Origin of the sequence: Nocardia grenadensis (assembly GCF_050942415.1) — a bacterium.
GTDB classification, from domain to species: Bacteria; Actinomycetota; Actinomycetes; order Mycobacteriales; family Mycobacteriaceae; genus Nocardia; species Nocardia grenadensis.
The window spans coordinates 6,250,019-6,272,477 of sequence record NZ_CP192054.1 but is presented as its reverse complement, the minus strand read 5'-3'; the positions used below and the strand labels follow the sequence as shown (position 1 = coordinate 6,272,477).

The 22,459-nt window shown below is 68.3% G+C and carries 18 protein-coding genes and 1 pseudogene; 4 read left to right on the top strand and 15 right to left on the bottom strand.

Translation table 11 applies throughout. The features are described 5' to 3' along the window. Positions 1 to 37: 37 nt before the first annotated feature. The 4 genes from ACQPYS_RS28680 to ACQPYS_RS28665 form a co-directional block, all read right to left on the bottom strand. Entirely contained in the window at positions 38 to 676 is a 639-nt protein-coding gene (locus ACQPYS_RS28680) for a DUF2510 domain-containing protein (protein ID WP_433491326.1), read from the bottom strand. 119 nt (positions 677 to 795) lie between these two features. Then, complete coding sequence (locus ACQPYS_RS28675; RefSeq protein ID WP_431939384.1) at positions 796 to 2,523, bottom strand: glycosyltransferase family 87 protein; 1,728 nt, start codon at positions 2,521 to 2,523, stop codon at positions 796 to 798. Positions 2,524 to 2,708: 185 nt separating this feature from the next. Beyond that, positions 2,709 to 5,330, bottom strand: a complete 2,622-nt coding sequence (locus ACQPYS_RS28670; RefSeq protein ID WP_431939350.1) for a transglycosylase domain-containing protein — start codon at positions 5,328 to 5,330, stop codon at positions 2,709 to 2,711. A 445-nt stretch (positions 5,331 to 5,775) separates the two neighbouring features. Continuing rightward, a complete protein-coding gene (locus tag ACQPYS_RS28665) occupies positions 5,776 to 6,189 on the bottom strand; it encodes a DUF5318 domain-containing protein (protein WP_174372459.1) in 414 nt (137 codons plus the stop codon). Between the two features lie 699 nt (positions 6,190 to 6,888). On the opposite strand from ACQPYS_RS28665, the gene ACQPYS_RS28660 reads away from it, so the two are divergent. Together ACQPYS_RS28660 and ACQPYS_RS28655 are read left to right on the top strand one after the other, a co-directional pair. Then, positions 6,889 to 7,449 carry a PadR family transcriptional regulator gene (locus ACQPYS_RS28660; protein ID WP_063041005.1) on the top strand — a complete coding sequence of 187 codons (561 nt, stop codon included), beginning with the start codon at positions 6,889 to 6,891 and terminating at the stop codon, positions 7,447 to 7,449. Next, a complete protein-coding gene (locus ACQPYS_RS28655; protein WP_063041003.1) occupies positions 7,442 to 8,536 on the top strand; it encodes an inositol-3-phosphate synthase in 1,095 nt (364 codons plus the stop codon). The genes ACQPYS_RS28660 and ACQPYS_RS28655 overlap by 8 nt, the downstream gene beginning before the upstream one ends. 566 nt (positions 8,537 to 9,102) lie before the next feature. Here ACQPYS_RS28655 and ACQPYS_RS28650 read toward each other — a convergent pair. The 6 genes from ACQPYS_RS28650 to ACQPYS_RS28625 all read right to left on the bottom strand — a co-directional run bounded on the left by ACQPYS_RS28650 (position 9,103) and on the right by ACQPYS_RS28625 (position 15,849). Further along, a complete protein-coding gene (locus ACQPYS_RS28650) occupies positions 9,103 to 9,528 on the bottom strand; it encodes a GyrI-like domain-containing protein (protein WP_433491325.1) in 426 nt (141 codons plus the stop codon). A 9-nt stretch (positions 9,529 to 9,537) separates the two neighbouring features. After that, positions 9,538 to 9,999, bottom strand: a complete 462-nt coding sequence (locus ACQPYS_RS28645) for a GyrI-like domain-containing protein (RefSeq protein ID WP_063040998.1) — start codon at positions 9,997 to 9,999, stop codon at positions 9,538 to 9,540. A gap of 177 nt (positions 10,000 to 10,176) precedes the next feature. Then, a complete protein-coding gene (locus ACQPYS_RS28640) occupies positions 10,177 to 12,540 on the bottom strand; it encodes a transglycosylase domain-containing protein (protein ID WP_433491324.1) in 2,364 nt (787 codons plus the stop codon). A 62-nt stretch (positions 12,541 to 12,602) separates the two neighbouring features. Then, the gene (locus ACQPYS_RS28635) at positions 12,603 to 13,487 is read right to left on the bottom strand and encodes a carbohydrate ABC transporter permease (protein WP_084481689.1); all 885 of its coding nucleotides are present in this window, start codon (positions 13,485 to 13,487) and stop codon (positions 12,603 to 12,605) included. Then, the gene (locus tag ACQPYS_RS28630; protein ID WP_373861463.1) at positions 13,487 to 14,521 is read right to left on the bottom strand and encodes a carbohydrate ABC transporter permease; all 1,035 of its coding nucleotides are present in this window, start codon (positions 14,519 to 14,521) and stop codon (positions 13,487 to 13,489) included. The genes ACQPYS_RS28635 and ACQPYS_RS28630 overlap by 1 nt, the downstream gene beginning before the upstream one ends. Before the next feature lie 44 nt (positions 14,522 to 14,565). Beyond that, on the bottom strand, positions 14,566 to 15,849 hold the full coding sequence (locus ACQPYS_RS28625; RefSeq protein ID WP_063040994.1) for an ABC transporter substrate-binding protein: 1,284 nt from the start codon (positions 15,847 to 15,849) through the stop codon (positions 14,566 to 14,568). 264 nt (positions 15,850 to 16,113) lie between these two features. Between ACQPYS_RS28625 and ACQPYS_RS28620 the strand changes: the two genes are divergently transcribed. Together ACQPYS_RS28620 and ACQPYS_RS28615 are read left to right on the top strand one after the other, a co-directional pair. After that, positions 16,114 to 16,974: a DUF2786 domain-containing protein gene (locus ACQPYS_RS28620; protein ID WP_063040992.1), complete on the top strand. Its 861-nt coding sequence runs from the start codon at positions 16,114 to 16,116 to the stop codon at positions 16,972 to 16,974. 6 nt (positions 16,975 to 16,980) lie between these two features. Continuing rightward, positions 16,981 to 17,502 carry a TIGR04338 family metallohydrolase gene (locus ACQPYS_RS28615; protein WP_063040990.1) on the top strand — a complete coding sequence of 174 codons (522 nt, stop codon included), beginning with the start codon at positions 16,981 to 16,983 and terminating at the stop codon, positions 17,500 to 17,502. 112 nt (positions 17,503 to 17,614) lie between these two features. Here the strand turns inward: ACQPYS_RS28615 and ACQPYS_RS28610 are convergent, their stop codons facing one another. The 5 genes and pseudogenes from ACQPYS_RS28610 to ACQPYS_RS28590 form a co-directional block, all read right to left on the bottom strand. Next, entirely contained in the window at positions 17,615 to 18,850 is a 1,236-nt protein-coding gene (locus tag ACQPYS_RS28610; RefSeq protein WP_433491323.1) for an epoxide hydrolase family protein, read from the bottom strand. A 346-nt stretch (positions 18,851 to 19,196) separates the two neighbouring features. Further along, entirely contained in the window at positions 19,197 to 19,436 is a 240-nt protein-coding gene (locus ACQPYS_RS28605) for a hypothetical protein (protein WP_433491322.1), read from the bottom strand. 204 nt (positions 19,437 to 19,640) lie between these two features. Further along, complete coding sequence (locus ACQPYS_RS28600; protein ID WP_373861462.1) at positions 19,641 to 20,618, bottom strand: o-succinylbenzoate synthase; 978 nt, start codon at positions 20,616 to 20,618, stop codon at positions 19,641 to 19,643. Positions 20,619 to 20,816: 198 nt separating this feature from the next. Next, positions 20,817 to 20,873: pseudogene (locus ACQPYS_RS28595) on the bottom strand (hypothetical protein); the annotation flags it as partial. A 147-nt stretch (positions 20,874 to 21,020) separates the two neighbouring features. Then, positions 21,021 to 22,094: an ABC transporter ATP-binding protein gene (locus tag ACQPYS_RS28590; protein WP_063040986.1), complete on the bottom strand. Its 1,074-nt coding sequence runs from the start codon at positions 22,092 to 22,094 to the stop codon at positions 21,021 to 21,023. Positions 22,095 to 22,459: the final 365 nt, after the last annotated feature.

The following is a 22,459-nucleotide window of genomic DNA, read 5'->3' as shown; positions in this document are numbered from 1 at the left end:
ACCATGTCGTTTCCCGATGATGTTCTCGGTTCGGTGATCAGTCGGTCAGGTCGATCACACAGCTGTCCACGGCGATGACGATCGGATCGCCCGGGGATATCCCGAGTTCGTCACTCGCGCGCGGGAAGTCCGTTTGATTGCGGGCGCCTCCCGACGAGGAGTACACGGCGCCGTCCCGCACGATCCAGACATCCGAGCGGGCGTCCATATCGCCGAAGGCATCGAGCGTGGTCGCACCGAAATATGTCGTGCCGTTCTCGTCGATCACTGTGCCGTTGGCCAGCTTGTGCCCGTCGGTCGTGAGACCGGCGGCGACCAGGGCGACGAGTTCGTCGCTCGCCGGGGCGCACCGCGGGTCGGAGTAGGCCGGCGTGGCCGCGGGTGACGGCGACGCGGTTGTGGGTGCCGAGGTCGCGACCGTGGGGATTTCCGAGGGCGCTGCCGGGCTGCTGTCCTGCTCGGCGGGCGCCGGAGCCAACGGCGCCGGCGGCGTTACCACCTCGGTGGTGGTTCGGACAGGTGCCGCTTCATCGGTTGCCTTGTCGTCACCGCCGATCAGGTAACCGATGATGCCGAGTAGCACGAACGCGCCGAGACCGATCCCGGCCACGAGCAGTATGTTCCGGTTCGCTCGTCCGCGCCGGGCGAAATTGTCGTGCTGCTGTCGATCATCCACCGATATCCCCTGACTGGTTGCGGTGGCGCGAAGAGACGCCGCCAGTGATCCCGAACGTGCATCGCCGCGCGAGCGTCGCGTGTTTCATCGGACCGCACCGCGGGCTCGACGGGCCCGGCTCAACCCAGGCGCGCGGGCGGTCGGAACTCCCGGGCCGCCTCCACCGGTGTCGCGGTGGTCGCGGTGTCGCGCTTACCGTTCCGCTTCGCGGCCATCGCACCGGTCCAATGAGTGCCCAGGGAGATCCGGGGGCGCAGCACCTCCGGGAGCCACGGCAGCAGTGGGTCCGGGGCGCGGTCGACCACCCCGCCGACCGGATCGTCCAGATATTCGTGGCGCACCAGATCGTGTTCGGGCCGGTAGATCTGCCGGACGATCAGCACACACAGTCCGATCACCGCGAGGTCGCGCAGCAGCACCGTCGCGGTGAACCACTGTTCCGGCAGACCCTTACGATCCTCGCCGAGGTAGTAGAACATGCGTGGCACCCAGACCAGTGCGTCGATCGTCATCCACGCCAGCAGGAGCCGCCGGTGCGGCAGAGCCAGGACCGCGATCGGCACCAGCCACAGCGAGTACTGCGGGCTCCACACCTTGTTCGTCAACAGGAACGCGGCGATGACCAGGAAGCACAGCTGGGCCAGCCGGGGCCGGCGCGGCGCGGTCAGGCCGATATAGGCGATACCGAGACAGGCCGCGACGAACAGCAGCAGCGAGATCAGATTGAGGAATGTGGGCGGTTCGCCGTGCCGCAGCACACCGTCGAAACCCGACCAGTCGGTGAACGACATCACCACGTTGTAGAGCGAATCGGGATCGGCGTGCCGGGTGGTGTTGAGCCGGAAGAATTCCCGCCAGCCGTCCGGGTACAGCAGCGCGATCGGCAGATTCACCAGGAGCCAGGTGCTGGCGGCGCCGACGCCGGTCAGCGCGGCCGCGCCGAGCGGGCGGGTACCCAGCAACCGGATCCGTGCCGGCACTTCTTCCAGCCAACTGCGCAGCCCCGCGGCACTGTCGATATCGCGCAACCGTGTCGCCTGATGCGAGCGGGGTGTGCGCTGCATCGGATCGGCGCGCAGGCACAGCACCACGATCGGGCCCAGCAGCAGCAGGGGGTACAGCTTGGCCGCACCACCCAGCCCCAGCAGTACACCGGCCAGCAGCGGCCGGCGGCGGGCCCATGCCAGCAGCCCCAGTGCGGCGAAGGCGGTCGCGAGGAAATCGAAGTTGGTGAAGGCGTGCACGATCACCAACGGTGAGCACGCCACCAGCGCCGCGTCCCATACCCGGCGGCCGGACAGCAGCGCGGTCGCCCAGATGGTGACGAGCCAGGCGACCGAGAGACCCAGGGCCACCACATTGAAGTACAGCACCACCTGCAGTGCCCCCGGCAGCGGACTGGCGTCCCAGCTCTTGGCCACCAGCATGGAAACGTACTGGTACATGCCCGACAGCACTGGATACTCCATATGCCGGACCTCGGTGCCGCCGCCGGGTGTTTCCTCCACCCAGGACTTCTTGTACGGGAACGCGCCCTCGTTGAGGCGCTCGGCGCCGTACAGCGGCACCGTGTCCGAATAGCACATGGCCGTGTACTGACGGCCGTTGTTCCAGTCGAGGGTGAGCAGTCCGTCGGTGGTGGTGGTCTGCTGGATACATCCGGCCTTGGCGAACCAGCCGAACGCCAGGAAGATCACGGTGAATGCCAGTAGCACCCGCATCGGGGTCCAGAACCGTGCGCGCCCGATCAGCGCGTGATCGCCGACCGGACCGCCCACGACCGTGCACAGCTGGGCGGTCATGGAATCGTTGTGGCTCGGTTTGTCGCGCGTGTCCGCCGAACGCAGATCTCGGGCGAGCGGAGCGGGCGAATCGTAACCGGCTGTGGCGGCCCGACCGGTTCGCCCGTTTCCGGGGCCTACACCGTCGTCCGGCCCACCCACCAGTCGCTGCTCGCTCACGGCACCCGAGGTTACCTGTTACCGGGGTCCCGGCCCGGACCGAGCCGGGACTCCCGGACAGTGTTGCGGGTTTATCCGCCCGAGTCCGGACGGCTGTCGCCGCCGGGATCCCCGCTGTCTCCGCTGTCTCCGCTGTCCCCGCCGGTGTCGGTGCCGCCGCCGGCGTCGGGCGCCTGGGTGACCGTGGGGGCCGTACTGGTCTGTCCGGCGGTGGGCTGCCCGGGTAGCGGACCCGGCCCGTTGCCCTGCGGCTGGTTCTGCGGTTGCTGCTGGCTACGCGGGTTGGGTGCCACCCCGGGCACCGGGATGGTGATCCCGGGCAGGATCTCGACCTGGCTCGGCTGGATCACCACCGGGGGCTCGAAGGTCGGGTTGGTGGTGGACGGCGCGGTGTACGGGGCCGTCCACTTCGGCACACCGGCCTGGCCCTTGATCGGCGCGGGTTTGGGGAACTTCTCGATGGGGGTGCCTTCGAGGGCACCGTCCATCGTGCTTTTCCAGATATCGGACGCCAGGCCGGACCCGTAGATCATCGCGCCACCGTAGTTGCGCAGTGGCGAGTTGTCGGTGGTGCCGACCCACACCGCGGTGGACAGAGACGGCGTGTAACCCACCATCCACACGTCCTTGTTCTCGCCGGTGTCGCCCAGCTGGGCGGTACCGGTCTTGGCTGCCGACGGGCGACCTCCGGCGAGCCCGTGATTGCGGGAGTACGCGGCGATCGGTTCCATGGCCGCCGTGACATTGTCGGCGACGGCCTCGGAGACCCGCCGCTCGCCGGCCACATCGCCGCGGTCGAGCAGCACGGTACCGTCCGCGGATACGACCTTGCTCACGAAATGCGGTTTGTGGTACATACCCGATGCCGCCAGCGTCGCGTAGGCCGACGCCATGTCCAGCGGCCTGGCCTGGTACTGGCCCAGCACGATGCCGTTGTTCGGGCCGGCGCCGCCGGGTTCTGTCAATGTGGGGCCGACTCCCGGGAGCTCCTTCGGAATCCCCAGTTTGTGACCCATATCGGCGATCTTCTGCGGACCGTTCTGCATTTCCAGCTGCATCCGGTAGAAGCTTGTGTTCAGCGACCGTTTGAGGGCCTCGGCGATCGTGCAGACCCCGCACTGCTCGCCTTCGACGTTGGTGATCTCGATACCGTTCACCGTAATCGGCGAGCTGTCGTACATCTGGGACAGCGGAATACCGCTCTCCAGGTTCTGCGCCAGGCCGACCACCTTGAACGAGGAACCGGTCTGCAGGGCGGCGTTGGCGAAGTCGTAGCCGTAGCCGTCCTCACCGCCGTAGTAGGCGCGTACCGCACCGGTTTTCGGATCGATCGAGGCCACCGCGGTGCGCAACTTGTCCGGTTCGCCCTCGAGGTTCTTGCGGGCGGCGTCGACGGCGGCCCGCTGCGCCCTGGCATCGATGGTCGTGGTGATCTCCAGTCCGGAGGTGTTCAGCTGTTGTTCGCTGATCCCCGCTTCCGAGAGTTCCCGCAGCACCTGCGCTTTGACATGGCCCTCCGGCCCCGCGGCCTCGGTCGTCTCCCCGGCCTTCGCCGACGACACCACCTCCGGGTAGGCCAGCCCGGTACGTTCGCCGCGGTCGAGATTGCCGCCGGCGACCATACCGTCGAGGACGTAGTTCCAGCGGGTCTTGGCGCCGTCCGGATTCGACTCGGGATCCAGCAGCGAGGGCAGCTGAATGGTCGCGGCCAGTACCGCACCCTCGGCCAGGCTGAGTTCCTGCACCGGCTTGTCGAAATACGCCTTGGCCGCGGCATTGATGCCGTAGGCGCCGCGTCCGAAGTAGATGGTGTTCAGGTAGGCGGTGAGGATCTCGTCCTTGCTCCACTGCCGGGCCATCTTCGCCGAGATCACCAGCTCGTGCAGCTTACGGGTGAGGCTGTGTTCGTCGCCGACCAGCGCGTTCTTCACGTACTGCTGGGTGATTGTCGAACCACCACCGGCGCTTTCGCGTCCGAGCACATTGTCGCGGGCGGCGCGGGCGAAACCGGAGATGGAGAAACCGGGGTTGCTGTAGAAATCCCGGTCCTCGGCGGCGATCACCGCGTTGCGGACATGCGGCGGAATCTGATCGATCGTCACATCGGTGCGGTTGCCCTCCGGCGGCACCACGCGGGTGATCTCGGTTTCGCCGTCCGACGCGAGAATCGTTGCGACCTGGTTGGTCTTGAGGTCACCGGGTTCGGGCACCGACACCGTGGAATAGGCGACCAGGAAGACCGTGCTCGGCACCACGATGGCCAGTGCGACCAGAACGTAGGCGATCCGGCGGGCGATCTTCCACCGGTTCTTGCGTTTCTGGGCGGGTCCGCGGCCGTCGGGGCCGCCGGGACCGCCCGAACGGCCGCCGGGCCGGCGCGGCGGCGGACCGCCCGCGGCTCCGGAGCGGGACGGCCGGCCCTCCGGCCCGTCCGCCCGGCGCTCGCCGGTGTTCGGGCCCGGACGACCTGTGACGGGGCGCGGGCCGGTTGTGGTGCGTTCGCGGCGGGTGGTTTCGGTGGGCGCACCCGGCTGCGCCATCTTCGCGGTGCCCTGCTCACCGCGCGGCGCGCCCGGTTCCCCGGGGCGGCCCATACGCTGGGTGGGCTGGTTCGGCGGCTGACCCTGCGGCGGGCGTCCGGGCGGCGGGCCGGGACGCTGCGGCGGTTGCGGGCCTCGCGCGGCGCCGGGCATCCCACCGGTGTTCGGTCCCGGCCGGCGACCCTCGGGTCCGGGCCGGGGACCCGGCGGCCGTCCCGTGCCACCCGGTCCGGGGCGCGGCCCGCCGGGCCCCGGACGCGGTCCGCCCGCGGCGGGTCCCGGACCCGCCACCGGGCCCGGGCGCGGTCCGCCCGGACCGGGACGCGGTCCGCCCGGCGCCGACGGTCGCCCGCCCGGACCGGGGCGTGGTGCGTTCGCGTTCGGTGCGGGACCACGGTTGGGCGCACCCGGTCGCTGCTGCGGCTCCCGACCCGGAAGCGGTCCGCGCTGGGTGCGACCACCGCGCGGGTCATCGCCGGAGGGGGGGTCGTAGGGCGAAGTCACTGACAAGGTCTCCAAAGCTCGTATCGGTCGGATGGGCTCGCTCCGCGGCGCCCCTGGGGGCACGGCACGGGCACCATCGTCGGGCCGGGCGGCCTCATTCCGCGGCGGTGCGCCGGTTCACCCGGGAACCGGAACGCCGACCCTGCGGCGTCTTCCCGAGCACATAGGACTGCACCAGATGATTCCAGCTGCATGTCCGGCACACCTCGACCACGTGAACCGAGAATTCCTCTCGGGTCTCGGCCAGGCGTACCAGCTCTTCCGGGCTGCGCGCGGAACCCGCGACCGGCCCCAGGCCGTCGCCGTAGACCCAGGATACGAGGGTGAGTTGTTCCTTCCGGCAGATAGGGCATGTGACCTCGCTCCCCCGACCGTGAAATTTGGCCGCACGCAGCAGGTAGGGATTGGCGTCACATACCTCGGCGACATCGACACGGCCCGCATAGACGTCAGCCAGCAGCGACTTGCGCCGGAGCGCATAGTCGACCACTTGCCGCTGTATTCGCACGCTCCCAGAGTAGCGGTGATGTAATGGCGCCGCCCACGGCCGCATTGGATTCGTACCTCTGCCGGGGTGGTCCGGTTCCGGCGCCGGCGGGCAGGTCCGGCCCCGCGCGGATTCCCCCGCGTGCGTGGATGCGGCGGAGTTCCGGTGTCGGACCGCGTCACTCCGGGCGCGGCCGGTTGGCGCATGTGTGCCATCTGTCCCGTGATTGTCCGTCCGGTTACCGCCGTATGGAGGGTGACCGTGGAAACCCCACGGAGAGCTGCCCGCACCGTCCGATTCGGGGTGTCCACGGTGTTTCCCGGTCGTCTCCGCGCGCGATATCGACCGTGCCGAAACCGCGACCGGGCTCGGCGGTGCGGCTGCCGGCGCCGGCCACGGTGAAGCCGGCCGGCGGGCGGATGGGTCATATCGGTATCGGCTACGAACTCATCGCGCCCGAGGCCGCCGCGCCGGTAGTCGAGGTCTACGTCGGCACGGCGGCGATCGCACCGGAACGGTGCAACGCGCACTCGACGGGACGCCACAGGAGATCCACCCGGTCGACTGACCGGCCGTGTTCGCCCCGGCACCGGCGCGGCCGCATCACCTGCGCGTATGCGTTCAGTCCTGGGTGGAACTATGCGTAGTTATATCGCTCCGATATAGTGGGTAATCGCATCCATTGGTTAGGTCTGTACGGAAGTCAGGGGGTGAAGCCCGTTGCTCGAACTGGCAATCCTCGGGCTGCTCCTGGAATCGCCCATGCACGGCTACGAGCTGAAGAAGCGGCTCACCGGTCTGCTCGGGGCGTTTCGGGCTTTTTCCTACGGGTCGCTGTATCCGACCTTGAAGCGCATGCGGGCGGATGGACTGATCGCGGAGGAAGTACCCGAGGGACTGTCCACGACCCGCCGGGCCCGGCGGGTCTACCAGCTGACCGCGTCGGGACGGGAGCGTTTCAAAGACCTCCTGGCCGATACGGGTCCGCAGAACTACACCGATGACGGCTTCGGCGTTCACCTCGCCTTCTTCAGCCGCACTCCCGCCGAAGCGCGGATGCGGATCCTGGAGGGCAGGCGGCGCCAGGTCGAGGAGCGCCGAGAGGGGCTGCGGGAAGCGATCAAGCGGGCGAGCGGATCGCTGGATCGCTACACCCGCCAACTCCATCAACTCGGACTCGAATCAAGCGAGCGCGAAGTGCGCTGGCTCAACGAGTTGATTGCGGCGGAGCAATCGACGAAGGCGGCACCACAGAAAGAGGGAAATACCGGCCATGAGTAGTAGTGGAGACACCAACAAGCCCAGTGTTCGCGTCGCCATCGTAGGTGTGGGCAACTGCGCCTCTTCGCTCGTCCAGGGCGTTCAGTACTACCGGGATGCCGACGATTCCACGACGGTGCCCGGACTGATGCATGTGCGGTTCGGCGAATACCACGTGCGGGACGTGCAGTTCGTGGCCGCCTTCGACGTGGACGCCAAGAAGGTCGGCTTCGACCTGTCCGAGGCGATCTTCGCCAGCGAGAACAACACCATCAAGATCTCCGACGTGCCCCCGCTGGGTGTCCCGGTCCAGCGCGGCCCCACCCTCGACGGCATCGGCAAGTATTACGCCGAAACCATCGAACTCGCCGAGGCCGAGCCGGTCGACGTGGTCAAGGCGTTGAAAGACGCCGAGGTGGATGTTCTGGTCTCGTACCTGCCGGTCGGGTCCGAGGAGGCCGATAAGTTCTACGCCCAGTGCGCGATCGACGCCGGCGTGGCGTTCGTCAACGCGCTGCCGGTGTTCATCGCCTCCGATCCGGAATGGGCCGAGAAGTTCCGCGCCGCGGGCGTGCCGATCGTCGGTGACGACATCAAGAGCCAGGTCGGCGCCACCATCACCCACCGCGTGATGGCGAAGCTGTTCGAGGACCGCGGTGTCCAGCTCGACCGCACCATGCAGCTGAACGTCGGCGGCAATATGGATTTCAAGAACATGCTCGAGCGTGAACGCCTGGAATCGAAGAAGATCTCCAAGACCCAGGCCGTCACCAGCAACCTGAAGAAGGAAATGGGCGCAGGCGATGTGCACATCGGCCCTTCCGACCATGTCGGCTGGCTCGACGACCGCAAATGGGCCTATGTCCGCCTCGAAGGCCGCGCCTTCGGGGATGTGCCGCTGAACCTGGAGTACAAGCTCGAGGTGTGGGATTCGCCCAACTCGGCCGGCATCATCATCGACGCGGTCCGCGCCGCGAAGATCGCCAAGGACCGCGGTATCGGCGGCCCGGTGATCCCGGCGTCGGCGTACCTGATGAAGTCCCCGCCCAAACAGCTGCCCGACGATATCGCCCGGGCCCAGCTGGAAGCGTTCATCATCGACGCGTAGACGGTTCGGGCATTCGACGCGGCCGCCGTGAACGATCGACTGTTCGCGGTGGCCGAGTCTTTTCGAAGGCTTGGTACGCCGCCTCCGTTGTCGCTCCCGGAGCTTTGCCGCGGGGTTCGACGGGCGTGGAGGTGTGGCTCGTTCGTGAGGTGTGGGGCGAGACCAATCGCGAAGGTGGGAAGTGGGTTCGACCCTGAGGTGTGGGGTGAGCCTGCTCGTGAAGGTGGGGATGTGGGCTTGCTCGTGAAGGTGCTGTGTTTTGGCGCGCCTTCGGCGCGCGGGGTCGAGGCCCCCTTGGTCTCGCCGTTTCGGCCTCGGGACTCGAGCCTTCGGCTCATGCGATGTGCGGTGGGCCGTCCACAGGGTGCAACCGTTGAGCACCTTCGGCCAAGGGGCGGGACGGGCCCCACCCCTTCGAGGTGTCTCGTAAGACGCACGCGGGTTGCGTCGGCATCCGACGTTCAGGTCCACAGGGGGACGTGCTCGCCGTCGGTTGGGCCGACCGCGCTGGATGGCGCCGGCCGCGGGTTGACCTTACCGGCGGGGGTGGGGCAGCCCGCGGGGATTCAGTCCAGGGAGACGTAGACCTCTACCGAGGTCGGGCCGGTGTAGCGTTCCAGTTCGGCGGTGTGGGAGCGGGTTATCGTGCCCGCCTTCTCCGCCTCGCGGACTCTCGCCCATGCCGTGCGGAGGAGGTCGTAGGGCTTCTCGGTGACCACGAATTTCGCGTAGCGGCCGGTGGGGACCCGGGTGAGGACATCGCCCGGATCCAGGTCGGTCATCTTCTTGATCTCGTAGCCGAGTACCGCTACCGCGTGATCCTCTTGGGCGATGTAGGCGGCGACCCGGGGGACGTTCTTCTCACGGCTGAGATAACGGTCCCAGGTGAAGTTCACCAGATCGAGGTCGCGGGCGGTCACCTCCCGGCCGGCCAGCGGGATGGTGAGCCCGGCCACCAGGCTTTCGTCGAGTTCGACAATTTCGAAATCCACAGTCGCTTCCTACCTGCTCGCCGCATCGTCTGCCGCCATTGCCACGAACACTTCCACCGTGTGCTCGTCGGGGTAGCGCTCGTAGTCACCGGTATAGGAGCGGACCAGCCGGCCGGCGGCCTCCGCGTCCCAGATCGCCCGCCACAAGGTCACGATCGTCTCGCCGAGGTCGTCGCCGCTGAGGGTGAAGTGGGCGTAGCGGCCGGCGGGGATACGGGCGAGGACATCGCCGGGTAGTAGATCGTCGAGGCTGTGACAGCGATAGCCGATGATGTGGGTGAGATAGGAATTGATCTCCGGGGCGTGATCGACGAAGGCGCTGGCGGGGTGACCGGGTAAGGATCGGGTCAGCGTGCGTTTCCAGGCTTCTTCGACTCTGGTGCGGCGCGGTCCTTCCACGGCCAGTGCCGGGCTGCGTAGCACCATTCCCGCCACCAGCGTTTCCGGGCGGTCAACGACATTGAATTCCACCGGCGTAGCCCCTATGTCTCGTCATACGTCGTCGCTCCAGCGCATATCCTCCCGCACGCCCGTCCCGGCCCGGGCGTCGGCCCGTGCCGGTCGGTCGGATGGGCGACATCTCACTCTGGCCAACGATGCTGCCATGCCGACCGTTCCTTCCGTGGGATCACGACCGGAATCCGTCGGTCACGGTACGGGTATCGTTACGCCGGGCAGGATTTCGACGACGCGCGGGGCCGGTGGCGGAGGTGCCGCCGGTGGTGCGGGTGCTTCGGCCGGCGGCGATACGGGCGCCCGCGATTCCGGGCCGTATTCGGGCTCTGGGGCATAAGGTTCGGAGGCCGGGGGGATGATGATGAAGGGTTGCTGCTGCCGCGTCGGCTGCTGCTGCGGTTCCGGCTGTTGCGCAGACGGCGGGCCGAGGATGTCGTAGGGGTTGCGTGCGGGCTGCTGGGGCGCGGCCGGGACAGCCGGGGCGACCGGGGCAACCGAGGAAGGGTTCGGGGCCGGTGCCCCGATCTGTTCGGCCGGAGTGTCGACCAGGGCCCCGTCCATGGTCTGTTTCCAGATATCGGCGGGCAGTCCGGAACCGTATATGCGGCCGCCGCCGGCGGTGACGATCGGGAGGTTGGCGTCGGTGCCGACCCAGACCGCGGTGGACAGCGACGGTGTGAAACCGACCATCCAGGCGTCCTTGTTCTGACCGGTATCGCCCAGCTGGGTGGTACCCGTCTTGGCGGAGGAGGGGCGCCCGCTCAGCGCATGACCGTTGGAATACGAGGCGATGGGCAGCATGGCCGTGGCGGTCTGCGCGGCGATGGTCTGGGGTATCCGCTGCTCCGACGGTGGCGGCTGGGCGCCGGTGCGCTGCCCCGGATCGCCGCCGCGGTCCAGTAGGACCCGGCCGTCCCCGCGGACCACACGCTGTACGAAGTACGGCTGGTGGTAGCGGCCCTCACCGGCGATGGTGGCGTAGGCCGAGGCCATATCGAAGGGCCGCACCAGATAGGTGCCGAGCACGATGGAGGGCATGGGCGGCGCGCCGAGCTCGGTGAGCGACTGTCCCGGGACGCCCGGGATGTCCTGCGGGATCCCGGCCTGGTGGGCGGCATCGGCGATCGCCTGGGGGCCGTTGTTCATATCGAGGGTGAGCCGGTAGAAGCTGGTGTTGAGCGAGCGTTTGAAGGCCTCGCTCACACTGCAGACACCGCAGGATTCGTTCTCGACATTGCGCACCAGTACCCCGTTGACGTCCACGGGGGAGCTGTCGAAAGCCCGCGACAGCGGGATGCCCTGCTGTAGCGCCGCGAGTACCGCGAAGGTCTTGAACGCCGATCCGGTCTGCAGCGGGGCCTGGGCGAAGTCGTAGCCGATCCCGTCGGCGCCGCCGTAGTAGGCGCGGACCGCGCCGGATCGCGGATCGATGGAGGTCACCGCGGTCCGCAGCTCCGGCGGCTGCCCGTCGAGGGCGCCGGTCGCGGCGGCGGTCGCGGCCTGCTGGGCCTTCGCGTCGATGGTGGTGGTGATCTGCAGTGCTCCGGTGTTCAGCTCCTCGTCGGAGATACCCGCGTCGGCCAGTTCACGCAGCACCTGGGTCTTGATATGCCCTTCCGGGCCGCGGGTGGTGTTGGCGTCCTCGGGGGCGGGCGGCGGGATCGTCGGTGGGAAGACGATCGCGTCGCGCTCCCCCGGGGCGAGCGCGTCCATCTCGACCATTCCGTTGAGCACATAGTTCCAGCGTTGCAGCAGCTGGGGGAGCCGGGTCTGCGGATCCAGCGCGGAGGGTGAGCGGATGAGCGCGGCCAGGACCGCGCCCTCGGCGACGGTCAGCTCGGTCACCGGTTTACCGAAGTAGGCCTGGGCGGCGGCGGCGATACCGTAGGCGCCGCGACCGAAATAGATGGTGTTCAGATAGGCGCCGAGAATATCGTCCTTGCTCCATTCCTTGGCCATCTTCGAGGAGATGATCAGTTCGTGTGTTTTGCGGCTGACCGTGCGTTCGGAGCCCAGGAATGCGTTCTTCACGTACTGCTGGGTGATGGTGGAACCGCCACCGGCGTTCGCCCGGCCCAGCACATTGTCGCGGACCGCGCGCAGCAGACCCGATGCCGAGAAACCCGGGTTGCTGTAGAAGTTGCGGTCCTCCGCGGAGAGGACCGCCTCACGGACGTGCTCGGGCACATCCGACAGCGGTACGGGGGTGCGGTTGCCCTCGGGCGGCACCACCTTCGCCAGCACGGTGGAACCGTCGGAGGCCGTGATGGTGGCGGTCTGGTTGACCGGTACCGTCCCGGCGGCCGGTATCTCCGCACTCCAGTACACCAGGGCGATCAGCAGCGTCGGAATGGCGATCAGGATGGTGAACAGCCACAGCATCAATTGCCGGATGCGCTGGCCGCGGGTCCGGTGGGGGCGGATATGGGCGGGTGGCCGGGGCGGACGGGGACGCGGCCCGGAATCGTCGAGCTCTTTCCAACCTGCTATCGAGGGGTACTGCGGTGGCTGGGGAGTACTGCGGCCACGTCGGGAACGGAACGAGCTCACGATCATCTCCTCTCGGAGCGTCGGAAAAACTCAGGCGCACCACCGCCAGATCTCAGGATACCCAGAGATCAGCTTTTGACTCCGCCCGCCGTGAGTCCGGAGATGATCCGACGTTGGAACACCAGCACCAGGATCACCAGCGGCACGGTCACCAGCGTGCCGGCCGCCATGATCGCACCGTACGGGGGGACCAGCGGATTGTTCCCGGAGAACCGGGCGATGGCCACCGTCACCGGTTCTGTTCGGCTTCCGGAGAGCACCCGGGCGAGCAGGTACTCGTTGACCGCGGCGATGAACGCCAGGATCGCGGTAGTGAACACGGCCGGCGCGGCCAGCGGCAGCATCACCAGCCGGAACGCCTGCACCTTGGTGGCGCCGTCGATCCGGGCCGCCTCCTCGAGTTCCCACGGCAGTTCGGCGAAGAACGAGGCCAGGATGTACACCGTCAGCGGCAGCACGAAGGAGATGTTCGGCAGGATCAGCGCCTGGTATTTGCCGATCCAGCCGATTTCGGTGAACAGCTGGAACAGCGGGGTCACCAGGACGACCACCGGGAACATCGACGCGCTCAGGATCACGCCGGACACCAGGTAGCGGCCCTTGAAGGTGAGCCGGGCCAGGGCGTAGGCCGCCATGATCCCGATGACCAGCGCGATAGCGGTACTGGCCGCGCCGATGATCACGCTGTTGAGCAGGGCGTGGGCGAAATTGTTACCGCGGCTGGTGTCGAACGCGTCCCGGAAGTTGTCCAGGGTGATGTGCGTGGGCCACGGAGTGGAATCGAAGGTGTGGTCGGGATCGCGGAAGGCGGTCACCGCCATCCAATAGAACGGGCCCAGTCCCCAGACGAGCACGATCAGGGCGCCCACGTAGATGCGGGCCGAGCCGAGCCTGCGCCGCCACTCCGACGCCGGTCCGACGGTACCGATTTGCTGAGTTGCCACCGCGGCCATCACGCCTTCCGCTGTTCTTCCTGCGTCCGCACCGCGTTCGCGCCCAATATCTTCACCAGTACGAACGCCGCCGCGAAGATCAACAGGAAAGTGATCGTCGACAGTGCGGCCGCACTGTTGGGTCCCTGTCGTGTCTGCTCGACGACCAGGATCGACAGTGTCCGGGTGGCCGGGAGATTATTGGTCATGATGGCGGGGAGGTCGTACATACGCAGCGCGTCCATGGTGCGGAACAACACCGCGACCAGCAGCGCCGGTTTGAGCAGCGGCATGGTGATCTGGGTGAACCGCTGCCAGGCCGAGGCGCCGTCCACCCGGGCCGCCTCGTAGACGTCGTCGGGGATGATCTGCAGACCGGCCAGCAGCAGCAGCGCCACGAACGGGGCCGTCTTCCACACATCGGCGGCGATGACCGCGAAACGGGCCGGCCACGCGTCGGAGGTCCACAGGATCTCGGTGCCGAACACGGTGTTGACCACACCGTCGTACTGGAACATGAACTCCCAGAGCCGGGCCGTCACCGCGGTCGGGATCGCCCATGGGATCAGCACCGCCGCGCGCAGCAGCGCCCGGCCCTTGAAGGTTTTGCCCATGACGATGGCCATACCGAGCCCGATCGCCACCTCGAGCGTCACCGTGACGACCGCGAAGAACAGTGTGACGCCGACGGCCCCCCAGAACTCGGCGCCCAGGTTACCGGTGGGGCATTCGGTGACGCCGCCGGTGATGACCTGGCATTGGCCGAGGATCCAGTGCAGATAGTTGTAGAAAGTGCTCTCGCCGCTGTCGACGAAGCGACCGGTTGTCTCGTCGAGCCGATCGTCGTAGGTGAACGACATCCACAGCGCCCGCAGCACCGGATAGCCGATCACCACGGTGAGCGCTATCAGCACCGGCGCGACGAACAGCCACGCCCGGCCCGACATACGGACTTCGTCGCGAAGCCTGCTGGACGTCCCACGATCGTTGGTCGCGTTCGCGGGCTTTTCTGTACGGACCGACGCCTGCGCGTCCGTTCCGGAAGGATCCGACACCGTTACTCTCTCCTACGGGCTCGCCGGGTCCGGTTGAACAATTTCTACGATCCGGCCGTCTCGATGCCCTTCTGCATGCCGATGATCGCGTCGTTCACGGACTTGGTTCCGGTCAGGGCAGCATATGCGTTGTCCTGAATGGCTTTGGACACCGCCGGATAGAACGGGGTGACCGGTCGGGGCACCGCGCTGGCGATGGAATCCTTCAAGGCGGGCAGGTACGGCATCTTGGCGATGAGCGCCGGATCGTCGTAGATCGAGGCCCGTACCGACGGCAGCGCCCCGGAGGCGATTATGTGCTGGGCTTCCTCGCTGATCAGGAACTTCAGGAAATCCAGTGCCGTGGCTTTGTTCTCGGAATAGGCGCTGATCGCGGCGTTGTAGCCGCCGAGGGTCGAGGCACCGATCCCGGTGTCTCCGGGCAGCGGCGCGACCCCGAACTTGTCCTTGACCGCCGAGGCCTCCGAGGAGGCGTCACCGTAGGTGGAGGGCCAGCTGCGCAGGAACATGAGTTTGCCCTGGGTGAACGCGGCGCCGCTCGTCGGTTCCTGGAAGGTGACGGCTTCGCGGGGGATATCGCCGACCCGGTAGGCGTCCACCAGCTGCTCGAGCCCGGCCCGCGACTGCGGGCTGTTGACCGTCGGGGTGCGGCCGTCGGTGCCGACGAAGGTCCCGCCGAACGCGTTGATCACCTCGGCGGTGTTCACCGTCAGGCCCTCGTAGGGCGCGAACTGGCCCGCGTAGCAGCCGATCTGGTTGTCCCGCGCCAGCGGGCAGCTGGCGCGCATCTCGGCCCAGGTGAGCGGGGCGTCGGGCACCAGGTCCTTACGGTAGAACAGCAGGCCACCGTTGGTGTTGCGGGGCGCTGCGTACAGGGTGCCGTTGTAGGTGGCGCTGGCCACCGGCGGCGACAGCAGCGGCGAGGTGTCGATGGCGAACTGGTCCTCCAGCGGCTGGATCCAGCCCTTGGCCGCGAATTCCGCGGTCCACGGCACGTCCAGAGCGACCACGTCGTAGTCGGTCGATTTCGCGCGCATGTGCTCGACCAGATCGTCGTACTGGGCCGAGGCGTCGTTGGACTGTTCCTTGTAGGTGACCTGCTCGTCGGGGTGGGTGGCGTTCCAGCGGTCGATGACCTGCTTGACCGCACCGGTCTCGGTGGTGTCCTTGCCTTCGACGTAGGTGATCGGGCCGCGGCCGTCCTGGTTCATGCCGAGCTGTTCATCGGTGTCGCTCGTGTTGCAGGCGGTGGCAAAGGTCACGGTCAGCAGCGCGATCGGCCATAGGACGAGCGCGGCACGTAGAGACGGCGCCTTCTTGAAAGCCATCGCGGAACTCCAGGGTCGACACAGTGAGCGGCAGCACAACGCAACATACATGGTGTGCACGCTCGGTGTCGGATACTCCCGTATCGAAGTGAGCGGAAGCTCGCGGGCCCGGGGTCGTCCATGAGTCCGCCGGGGACGGGCCGGAGGGTCGGCCGGTCGGCGTCGTTACAGATATAACGACTGGTAGGCGTACCTCCGCCTGCGCTGTGGTCGAGGCGGGCCGGGGCGGGCCCGGCCCGGCCGCGCCGGTTAGGCTGATGCCCGATGTCCTCCGCCAACTCGGTCTCCGATCGCCTGCTCACCAGGATCGGTGGACTGCTGCGCAAAGCGGAATCCACCGACAACGAGCACGAGGCAGAGGCGTTCCTGGCCGCCGCGCAGCGGCTGGCGACCCGGTCTTCGATCGATCTGGCGGTGGCGCGGGCGCACACCCGGGGCCGGGAACAGTCCACCGCGCCGATCCAGCGGATGGTCCCGATCGGTGAACCCGGCCGTAAGGGGCTGCGCACCTATGTGCAGCTGTTCGTGGCCATCGCCGCCGCCAACGATGTGCGCTGTGACGTGGCCCGCACCTCGACCCAGGTCTACGCCTACGGGTTCGCGGCGGATATCGCCGTCTGCGAGGCGCTCTACTCCAGCCTGCTGGTGCAGATGGTGCGGGCGTCGGATCGGTACATCAAATCCGGCGAGCACCGGGCCGCGACCATGGAGAAGGTCGTCATCGAGCGCCGGGCGGGGCGGCGGGTGCGCCGGGTGATGCGGGTGCCGGTGGCCGGGGTGACGGCCAGGCTGAATTTCCAGCTGGCGTTCGCCGAACGCATCGGAATCCGGCTCGCCGCGGCCAGCGCGGAGGTGGAACGGTCCGCGACCGGCCACGACCACCGGACCGCCGCGCCGGGCGCTGCGGACCGAGCCGCGGAGACCGCGCTGGCATTGCGCGGCAAGGAGATCGAACTCTCCGATTTCTACACCCGTAACTCGGAGGCCCGCGGCACCTGGCGCGGACCGCGCACCTCCACCGGCTACGCCCCGGACGCCCGGCGCGCGGGGGACCGGGCCGGGCGGGTGGCCCGGCTCGGCCCGGCACGGGAGCTGGACGGGGCGCGCGGGCAGCTACCCGGGTAGCCGGCCGTGCGGGATACGCAGCGTGCCCGGGTGTACGACGCCGAGCAACTGGTGCGCTCGATCTTCGACCGGGTGGCGCAAGCCGGGCAGCATACGGTCGAAGTGCACGGGTCGCGGCTGACCTTGCCGGTGGAGCGGAAATTCGCCTCGGTGGATTCGGTGCAGCGGTACTGCGACCGGGTACTCGCGCTCGGCTGGGTCGCGGCTACCTGGGAGCGGGCGGGTGTGCCGATCCGGGTGCGTGCCCGCGCCGGAAATATTGCCGCTCATTACGAATCCGGAAGCGCGGTTCTGGCGGTACCTCTGCACGCGGAGGCATCGGCGCGCGGGCGGGCCGCATGGGCGCTGCGGGAACTGGTCGTGCTGCACGAACTGGCACATCACCTCGAACCGCGGCCGCATACGGTGGCCGCGCACGGGCCCGAATTCTGTTCGACGTATGTGGAATTGGCCGACGGGGTGATCGGGCCGGAAGCGGGGCTACTGTTGCGCCTGACCTTCCACGATATGGGTGTGCGGATGGGCTGACAGCGACCCCATTCGTTCGCGGTCGGCCCCGGCCACACGGCAGCGGACGGTGAAGCCGAACGCGCTCTCGGTCCGAGTCCTGGTGTGGCCCGGGTGTTCGCGGGCGGTGATTTCAGCGCGCTGCGTCCGGTCCGGCCCGGAGAGCGGTGAGGAAGAAGGTCCGGATGTCCGCGGCGAGCAGCTCGGGGACCTCCATGGCGGCGAAGTGACCGCCGCGGTCGAACTCCGACCAGTGCCGGATGTCGTAGAGCCGTTCCGCCAGCGGCCGTACCGACTGGGTGATGTCGTGCGCGAACACCGCCACCCCGAGCGGCACCGGGCATGGGTTCGACCCCCGGGTGGACTCGCGGGTCAATCGTGCCGAGGAGGCCGCGGTGGCGGTCAGCCAGTACAGCGAGACATCGGTGAGTATTTGCTCGTCGCCGACGGGTGTGCGGGGGTCGGTCCACTGGGCGAAGCGCTCCGCGATCCAGGCCAGCTGGCCGACCGGCGAGTCGGTCAGCGCGTAGCCGAGGGTTTGCGGGGCGGTGGCCTGCAACGCCTGGTACGGGGGCCGGTTGGCCATCAGGTACTGCACCTTGTCGAGCCGGGCGCGATCGGTTTCGGACAGTTCGAGGCCGGCGGCGGGGTCGGGCCGGGTCGGCAGGTAGTTGACGTGCACGCCGACCACGTGTCCGGGTGCCAGCGCGCCGAGCGCCTGGGAGATACCGGAACCGAAATCGCCGCCCTGCGCGCCGTAGCGTTCGTACCCGAGACGGTGCATCAGTTCGGCCCAGGCCCCCGCGACCCGGGTGATGTCCCAGCCGCGCTCATGGGTGGGGCCGGAGAAACCGAAGCCCGGGATGGAGGGGATCACCAGATGGAAATCGCGGGAGAGCGGTTCGATCACGTCGAGGAACTCCAGGAACGAACCGGGCCAGCCGTGGGTCAGTATCAGTGGCAGCGCATCCGGTTTCGCCGACCGGATATGGACGAAGTGGATGTTCTGCCCGTCGATCTCGGTGGTGAAGTGCGGGAGTTCGTTGAGTTCGGCTTCGTGTGCGCGCCAGTCGTAGACGGTGCGCCAGTATTCGGCGAGTTCCCGCAGCCGGGCCAGCGGGAAACCGTAATCCGTTCCGGCGTCGGCGATTTCGTTGGGCCAGCGGGTGCGGGCGAGGCGATCGGTCAGATCGTCGAGGTCGGCCTGCGGGATATCGATCTTGAAGGGAGTGATGGCGGTGGGGTTCACGGTGGTCTCCTGGGCGGCAGTGGGCTGACGGTCGGCAGCCGGCGAGGGGGCCGTACACCCCGTGACGGCGAGGGTGAGGGCGATCGCGGCGAGGGCGGCGTATCGAACGGGACCGTCCATATGGCTCCTTTTGTTGGTGTAACCAACGATATCAAACGTTGGTGTAACCAACAAGATGGAGAAGATTTCGTGGTCGGCGGGTGGACCGCCGGCACCCGTCGACGCCTCGGTCCGGGCAGTCGCGGATGAGCGGGCCGCGTATGTAGCTCCGAGATAGTCGGCGTCTACCGCGGGAACCGGTCCCCCACGCCGTACCGCGGCACCGGCAGCCGAGCCGGGTCCGCGCGGCCGCCCGCCGGGAAGCGCACACCGAATGGACCGGTATGTGGTCGAGAACTCGGACAGCGCGCAGCCCCTGACGACGCCATCACGCGTCAGGGGCTGCGCGCTGTCTCGGGTCCGGTGGCTAGGGACGAACGATCGCGGCCACGGACGTGGGTGGCAAGGTGACCGTGACCCAACTGCCCTGGTTTTCGAGGCTCCCGTCGTGCGGGACCGCCTCCAGGCTTACCCAGCCGTTCTCGAGGATGGTGACGTGCCCGGCCTCGATATGACGAGATATCTCGCCACCGGCGGCGAAAGGGAAGCGGTCCGGGAGGTGCCGGAGTGCCTCTCCGGTGAGATATACAAACGCTTGCTCTGCCATGAACGCCACGATAAGCAGACCACCGGAACGGGCGTCGGTGATTTGTCCGTGTTCGGTCGGCAGGGCGCCAGGCGGAGACGCATCGTTCGCGTACCGGGCTGCGCGGGATGCCGCCGGAGGTCGCTCTCCGAGGCCGACCGGCTCGGCCGTAACCGACCGGCGCGAACAGCGGGTCCGTGTGGCGGCGCTCGGCGGACCTCAGGCTTATGTGGACCGCGACTCCAGCAACCGTCGCATGCGGGCGATCCACCATGCGGTGCGCTCCGGGTCCGGGTGGCGGTACTTCTCCAGCAGTTCGGGATCCGGCTCGGGGGCGCTACGCGGGACCGGAAGGAAACCGTCCACCGGGCGCAGGGATTCGGTGACGATATCGCCTTCGAACAGGTTCACCGTGCCGAGACCGCACGCGTGCCCGAGTTCCGGGAGGGCGCCGGCCAGGGCCAGCTGGGCGGCCAGTCCGACGCTGGTCTCCAGAGCCGAGGAGATCACGCACGGTAGTCCGGCGGCCGCGGCGACCCGCAGGGCCCGCCGCACGCCGCCGAGCGGGGTGCATTTGAGGACGGCGATATCCGCGGCCCCGGCCACCGCGACCCGTAGCGGGTCCTCGGCGCGGCGAATGGATTCGTCGGCGGCGATGGGGACTTCGACCCGGCGGCGTACGTCGGCGAGCTCGTCGACCGTGCGGCACGGTTGCTCGACGTATTCCAGCCCGCCCGCGGCGCGGTCGATCTCGCGGATGTGCCGGACCGCGGTGGGAACATCCCAGACGGCGTTGGCATCGACGCGGATCGCGCCGCCCGGGCCCAGCGCCGACCGTACGGCCTCCACCCTGGCCAGGTCCTCCGGCAGTGAACCGGGATGGTCGGCGATCTTCACCTTGGCCGTGCGGCAACCGGATCCGGCGACGAGATCGTGTGCCCGGTCCGGGCCGACGGCGGGAACCGTGCAGTTGACCGGTATCCGGTCCCGCACCGGTTCCGGCCAGCCGACGGTTATCTGCTCGAGGGTGGTGTCCAGCCAGTGCGCGGCCTCGTGGTCGGCGTATTCGGCGAACGGGCAGAATTCGCCCCAGCCGCGGGGTCCGCGCAGCAGCACCCCTTCGCGCACGGTGATGCCGCGGAACTTCGATCGCAGTGGGATCGCGTAGACGTGCACCTCGTCGATCCGGGGCAGTTCGCTCACCCGAACCACACTAGGCCAGGTTCGCGCGCCCGGCCCGAGCCGATCCAATGGCGGCGCGCGGCCGCCACCGGGTCGTACACCGCCGATCAGAGCCGTTCGAGAATCGTGGCGTTGGCCAGGCCGCCCGCCTCGAACATGGTCTATAGGCCGTAGCGGGCGCCGCGGTCGTGCATGGCGTGCACGAGGGGGCATCAGCCGGGCCCCGGAGGCGCCGAGCGGGTGGCCGAGGGCGATCACGCCGCCGTGGGCATCGACCCGCTGCGCAGGCCGAGTGCGCGGGGCTCAACGAACAATGGCGCGCGACCCGGCGGACGGCCGGGAGCGCGGCGCCCGATCGGCCGTAGTGGCGACACCGGACCTTCCCGCCGGTACGGCGTGACCCAAGGATGCGGGGGATCCGGGTCAGCTCAGGCGGCGGCCGTCGTCGGGGGCGAAGAAGTAGACGTGCTCGGGGGCCGTGGCCAGCCGCACCCGGCCGCCCTTCGCCGGCGGGTTACGCCAATCGGTACGTGCCACGATCGTGTCCGCGCCCTGGGTGTCCTCGGTGGGGCGGCCGTAGATGAAGGCGTCGGAACCGAGTTCCTCGACCACGTCCACCTCGATCTCGATCCCGGAATCACCGGCTTCCAGATGCTCGGGGCGGATCCCTACCGTCACCGTCGCGCCCGCGGCATCGGCCACCGATCGCGGCAGCGGCAGCGAGAACCCGCCGATGCGCACCGCACCGTCGGTGACCGGGAGCGTGAACAGATTCATCGCCGGTGACCCCATGAACCCGGCGACGAACACATTCGCCGGATTCCGGTAGAGGTCGCGCGGCGCGGCGCACTGCTGCAGCAGCCCGTCGCGCATCACCGCGACCCGGTCGCCCATGGTCATGGCCTCGACCTGGTCGTGGGTCACGTAGACGGTCGTCGTCGCCAGCCGGCGCTGCAACTGCGCGATCTGGGTGCGGGTCTGCACCCGCAGTTTCGCGTCCAGATTGGACAGCGGTTCGTCCATCAGGAAGACCTGCGGGTCGCGCACGATGGCCCGGCCCATGGCCACCCGCTGCCGCTGACCACCCGACAGCGCCTTGGGCAGGCGGTCCAGCAGCGGTTCCAGATCGAGCAGACGGGCCGCCTCGCGCACCCGGCGCTGCTGCTCGTCCTTGCCGACCTTGGCCAGTTTGAGTGCGAAACCCATGTTCTCGGCCACCGTCATATGCGGGTACAGCGCATAGTTCTGGAAGACCATCGCGATATCGCGATCCTTGGGGTCGGAATGGGTGACATCGCGGTCACCGATCAGGATGCGGCCGTCCGATACTTCCTCGAGTCCGGCGAGCATGCGCAGCGAAGTCGATTTCCCGCATCCGGAGGGGCCGACCAGCACCAGGAACTCACCATCGGCGATCTCGAGTTGCAACTGATCTACAGCGGGCGTCTTGGCCCCCGGATACTGCCGGGTGGCGCGATCGAAGGTCACCGTGGCCACGGCTTGTTCACTTCCCTTCACCGGTTGGAACACGCGAAGTGGAGCGAATTCGCAACATGTGCGTGGTCATGGCGTCAGAGGCTACCGCTGGTGTTCTCGAGTTCCGCATGGTCTATACGTTTTCGGTGCGTATCGTGCCAGTGAACGCATCGACTGTCCACCCCGTCGACGCCCCCGAGACATCCGGCGTCGGCTGCCCGCGAGGCAGCCCCGACCGAGCCGCGGTGTCCTGCGCCCGACCGGTGCGCCGCCGCTCGACCGGCGGCCCGAGGATACGAATGCCGCCGTCGCCTCCGGTGCCGCGTCGGGCAGGCCATGTCGATCCTTCCGTCCGGCGGGCGCCGGGCGCTCGGTCACGGCTCTCG

Excerpts from the sequence above, each read along its gene's own strand:
- ACQPYS_RS28605 (WP_433491322.1), bottom strand. The coding sequence starts at position 19,436 with ATGGCAGAGCAAGCGTTTGTATATCTCACCGGAGAGGCACTCCGGCAC.
- ACQPYS_RS28655 (WP_063041003.1), top strand. The coding sequence starts at position 7,442 with ATGAGTAGTAGTGGAGACACCAACAAGCCCAGTGTTCGCGTCGCCATC.
- ACQPYS_RS28620 (WP_063040992.1), top strand. The coding sequence starts at position 16,114 with ATGTCCTCCGCCAACTCGGTCTCCGATCGCCTGCTCACCAGGATCGGT.
- ACQPYS_RS28610 (WP_433491323.1), bottom strand. The coding sequence starts at position 18,850 with ATGGACGGTCCCGTTCGATACGCCGCCCTCGCCGCGATCGCCCTCACC.
- ACQPYS_RS28670 (WP_431939350.1), bottom strand. The coding sequence starts at position 5,330 with ATGCCCGGCGCCGCGCGAGGCCCGCAACCGCCGCAGCGTCCCGGCCCG.
- ACQPYS_RS28635 (WP_084481689.1), bottom strand. The coding sequence starts at position 13,487 with ATGGCCGCGGTGGCAACTCAGCAAATCGGTACCGTCGGACCGGCGTCG.
- ACQPYS_RS28640 (WP_433491324.1), bottom strand. The coding sequence starts at position 12,540 with ATGATCGTGAGCTCGTTCCGTTCCCGACGTGGCCGCAGTACTCCCCAG.
- ACQPYS_RS28625 (WP_063040994.1), bottom strand. The coding sequence starts at position 15,849 with ATGGCTTTCAAGAAGGCGCCGTCTCTACGTGCCGCGCTCGTCCTATGG.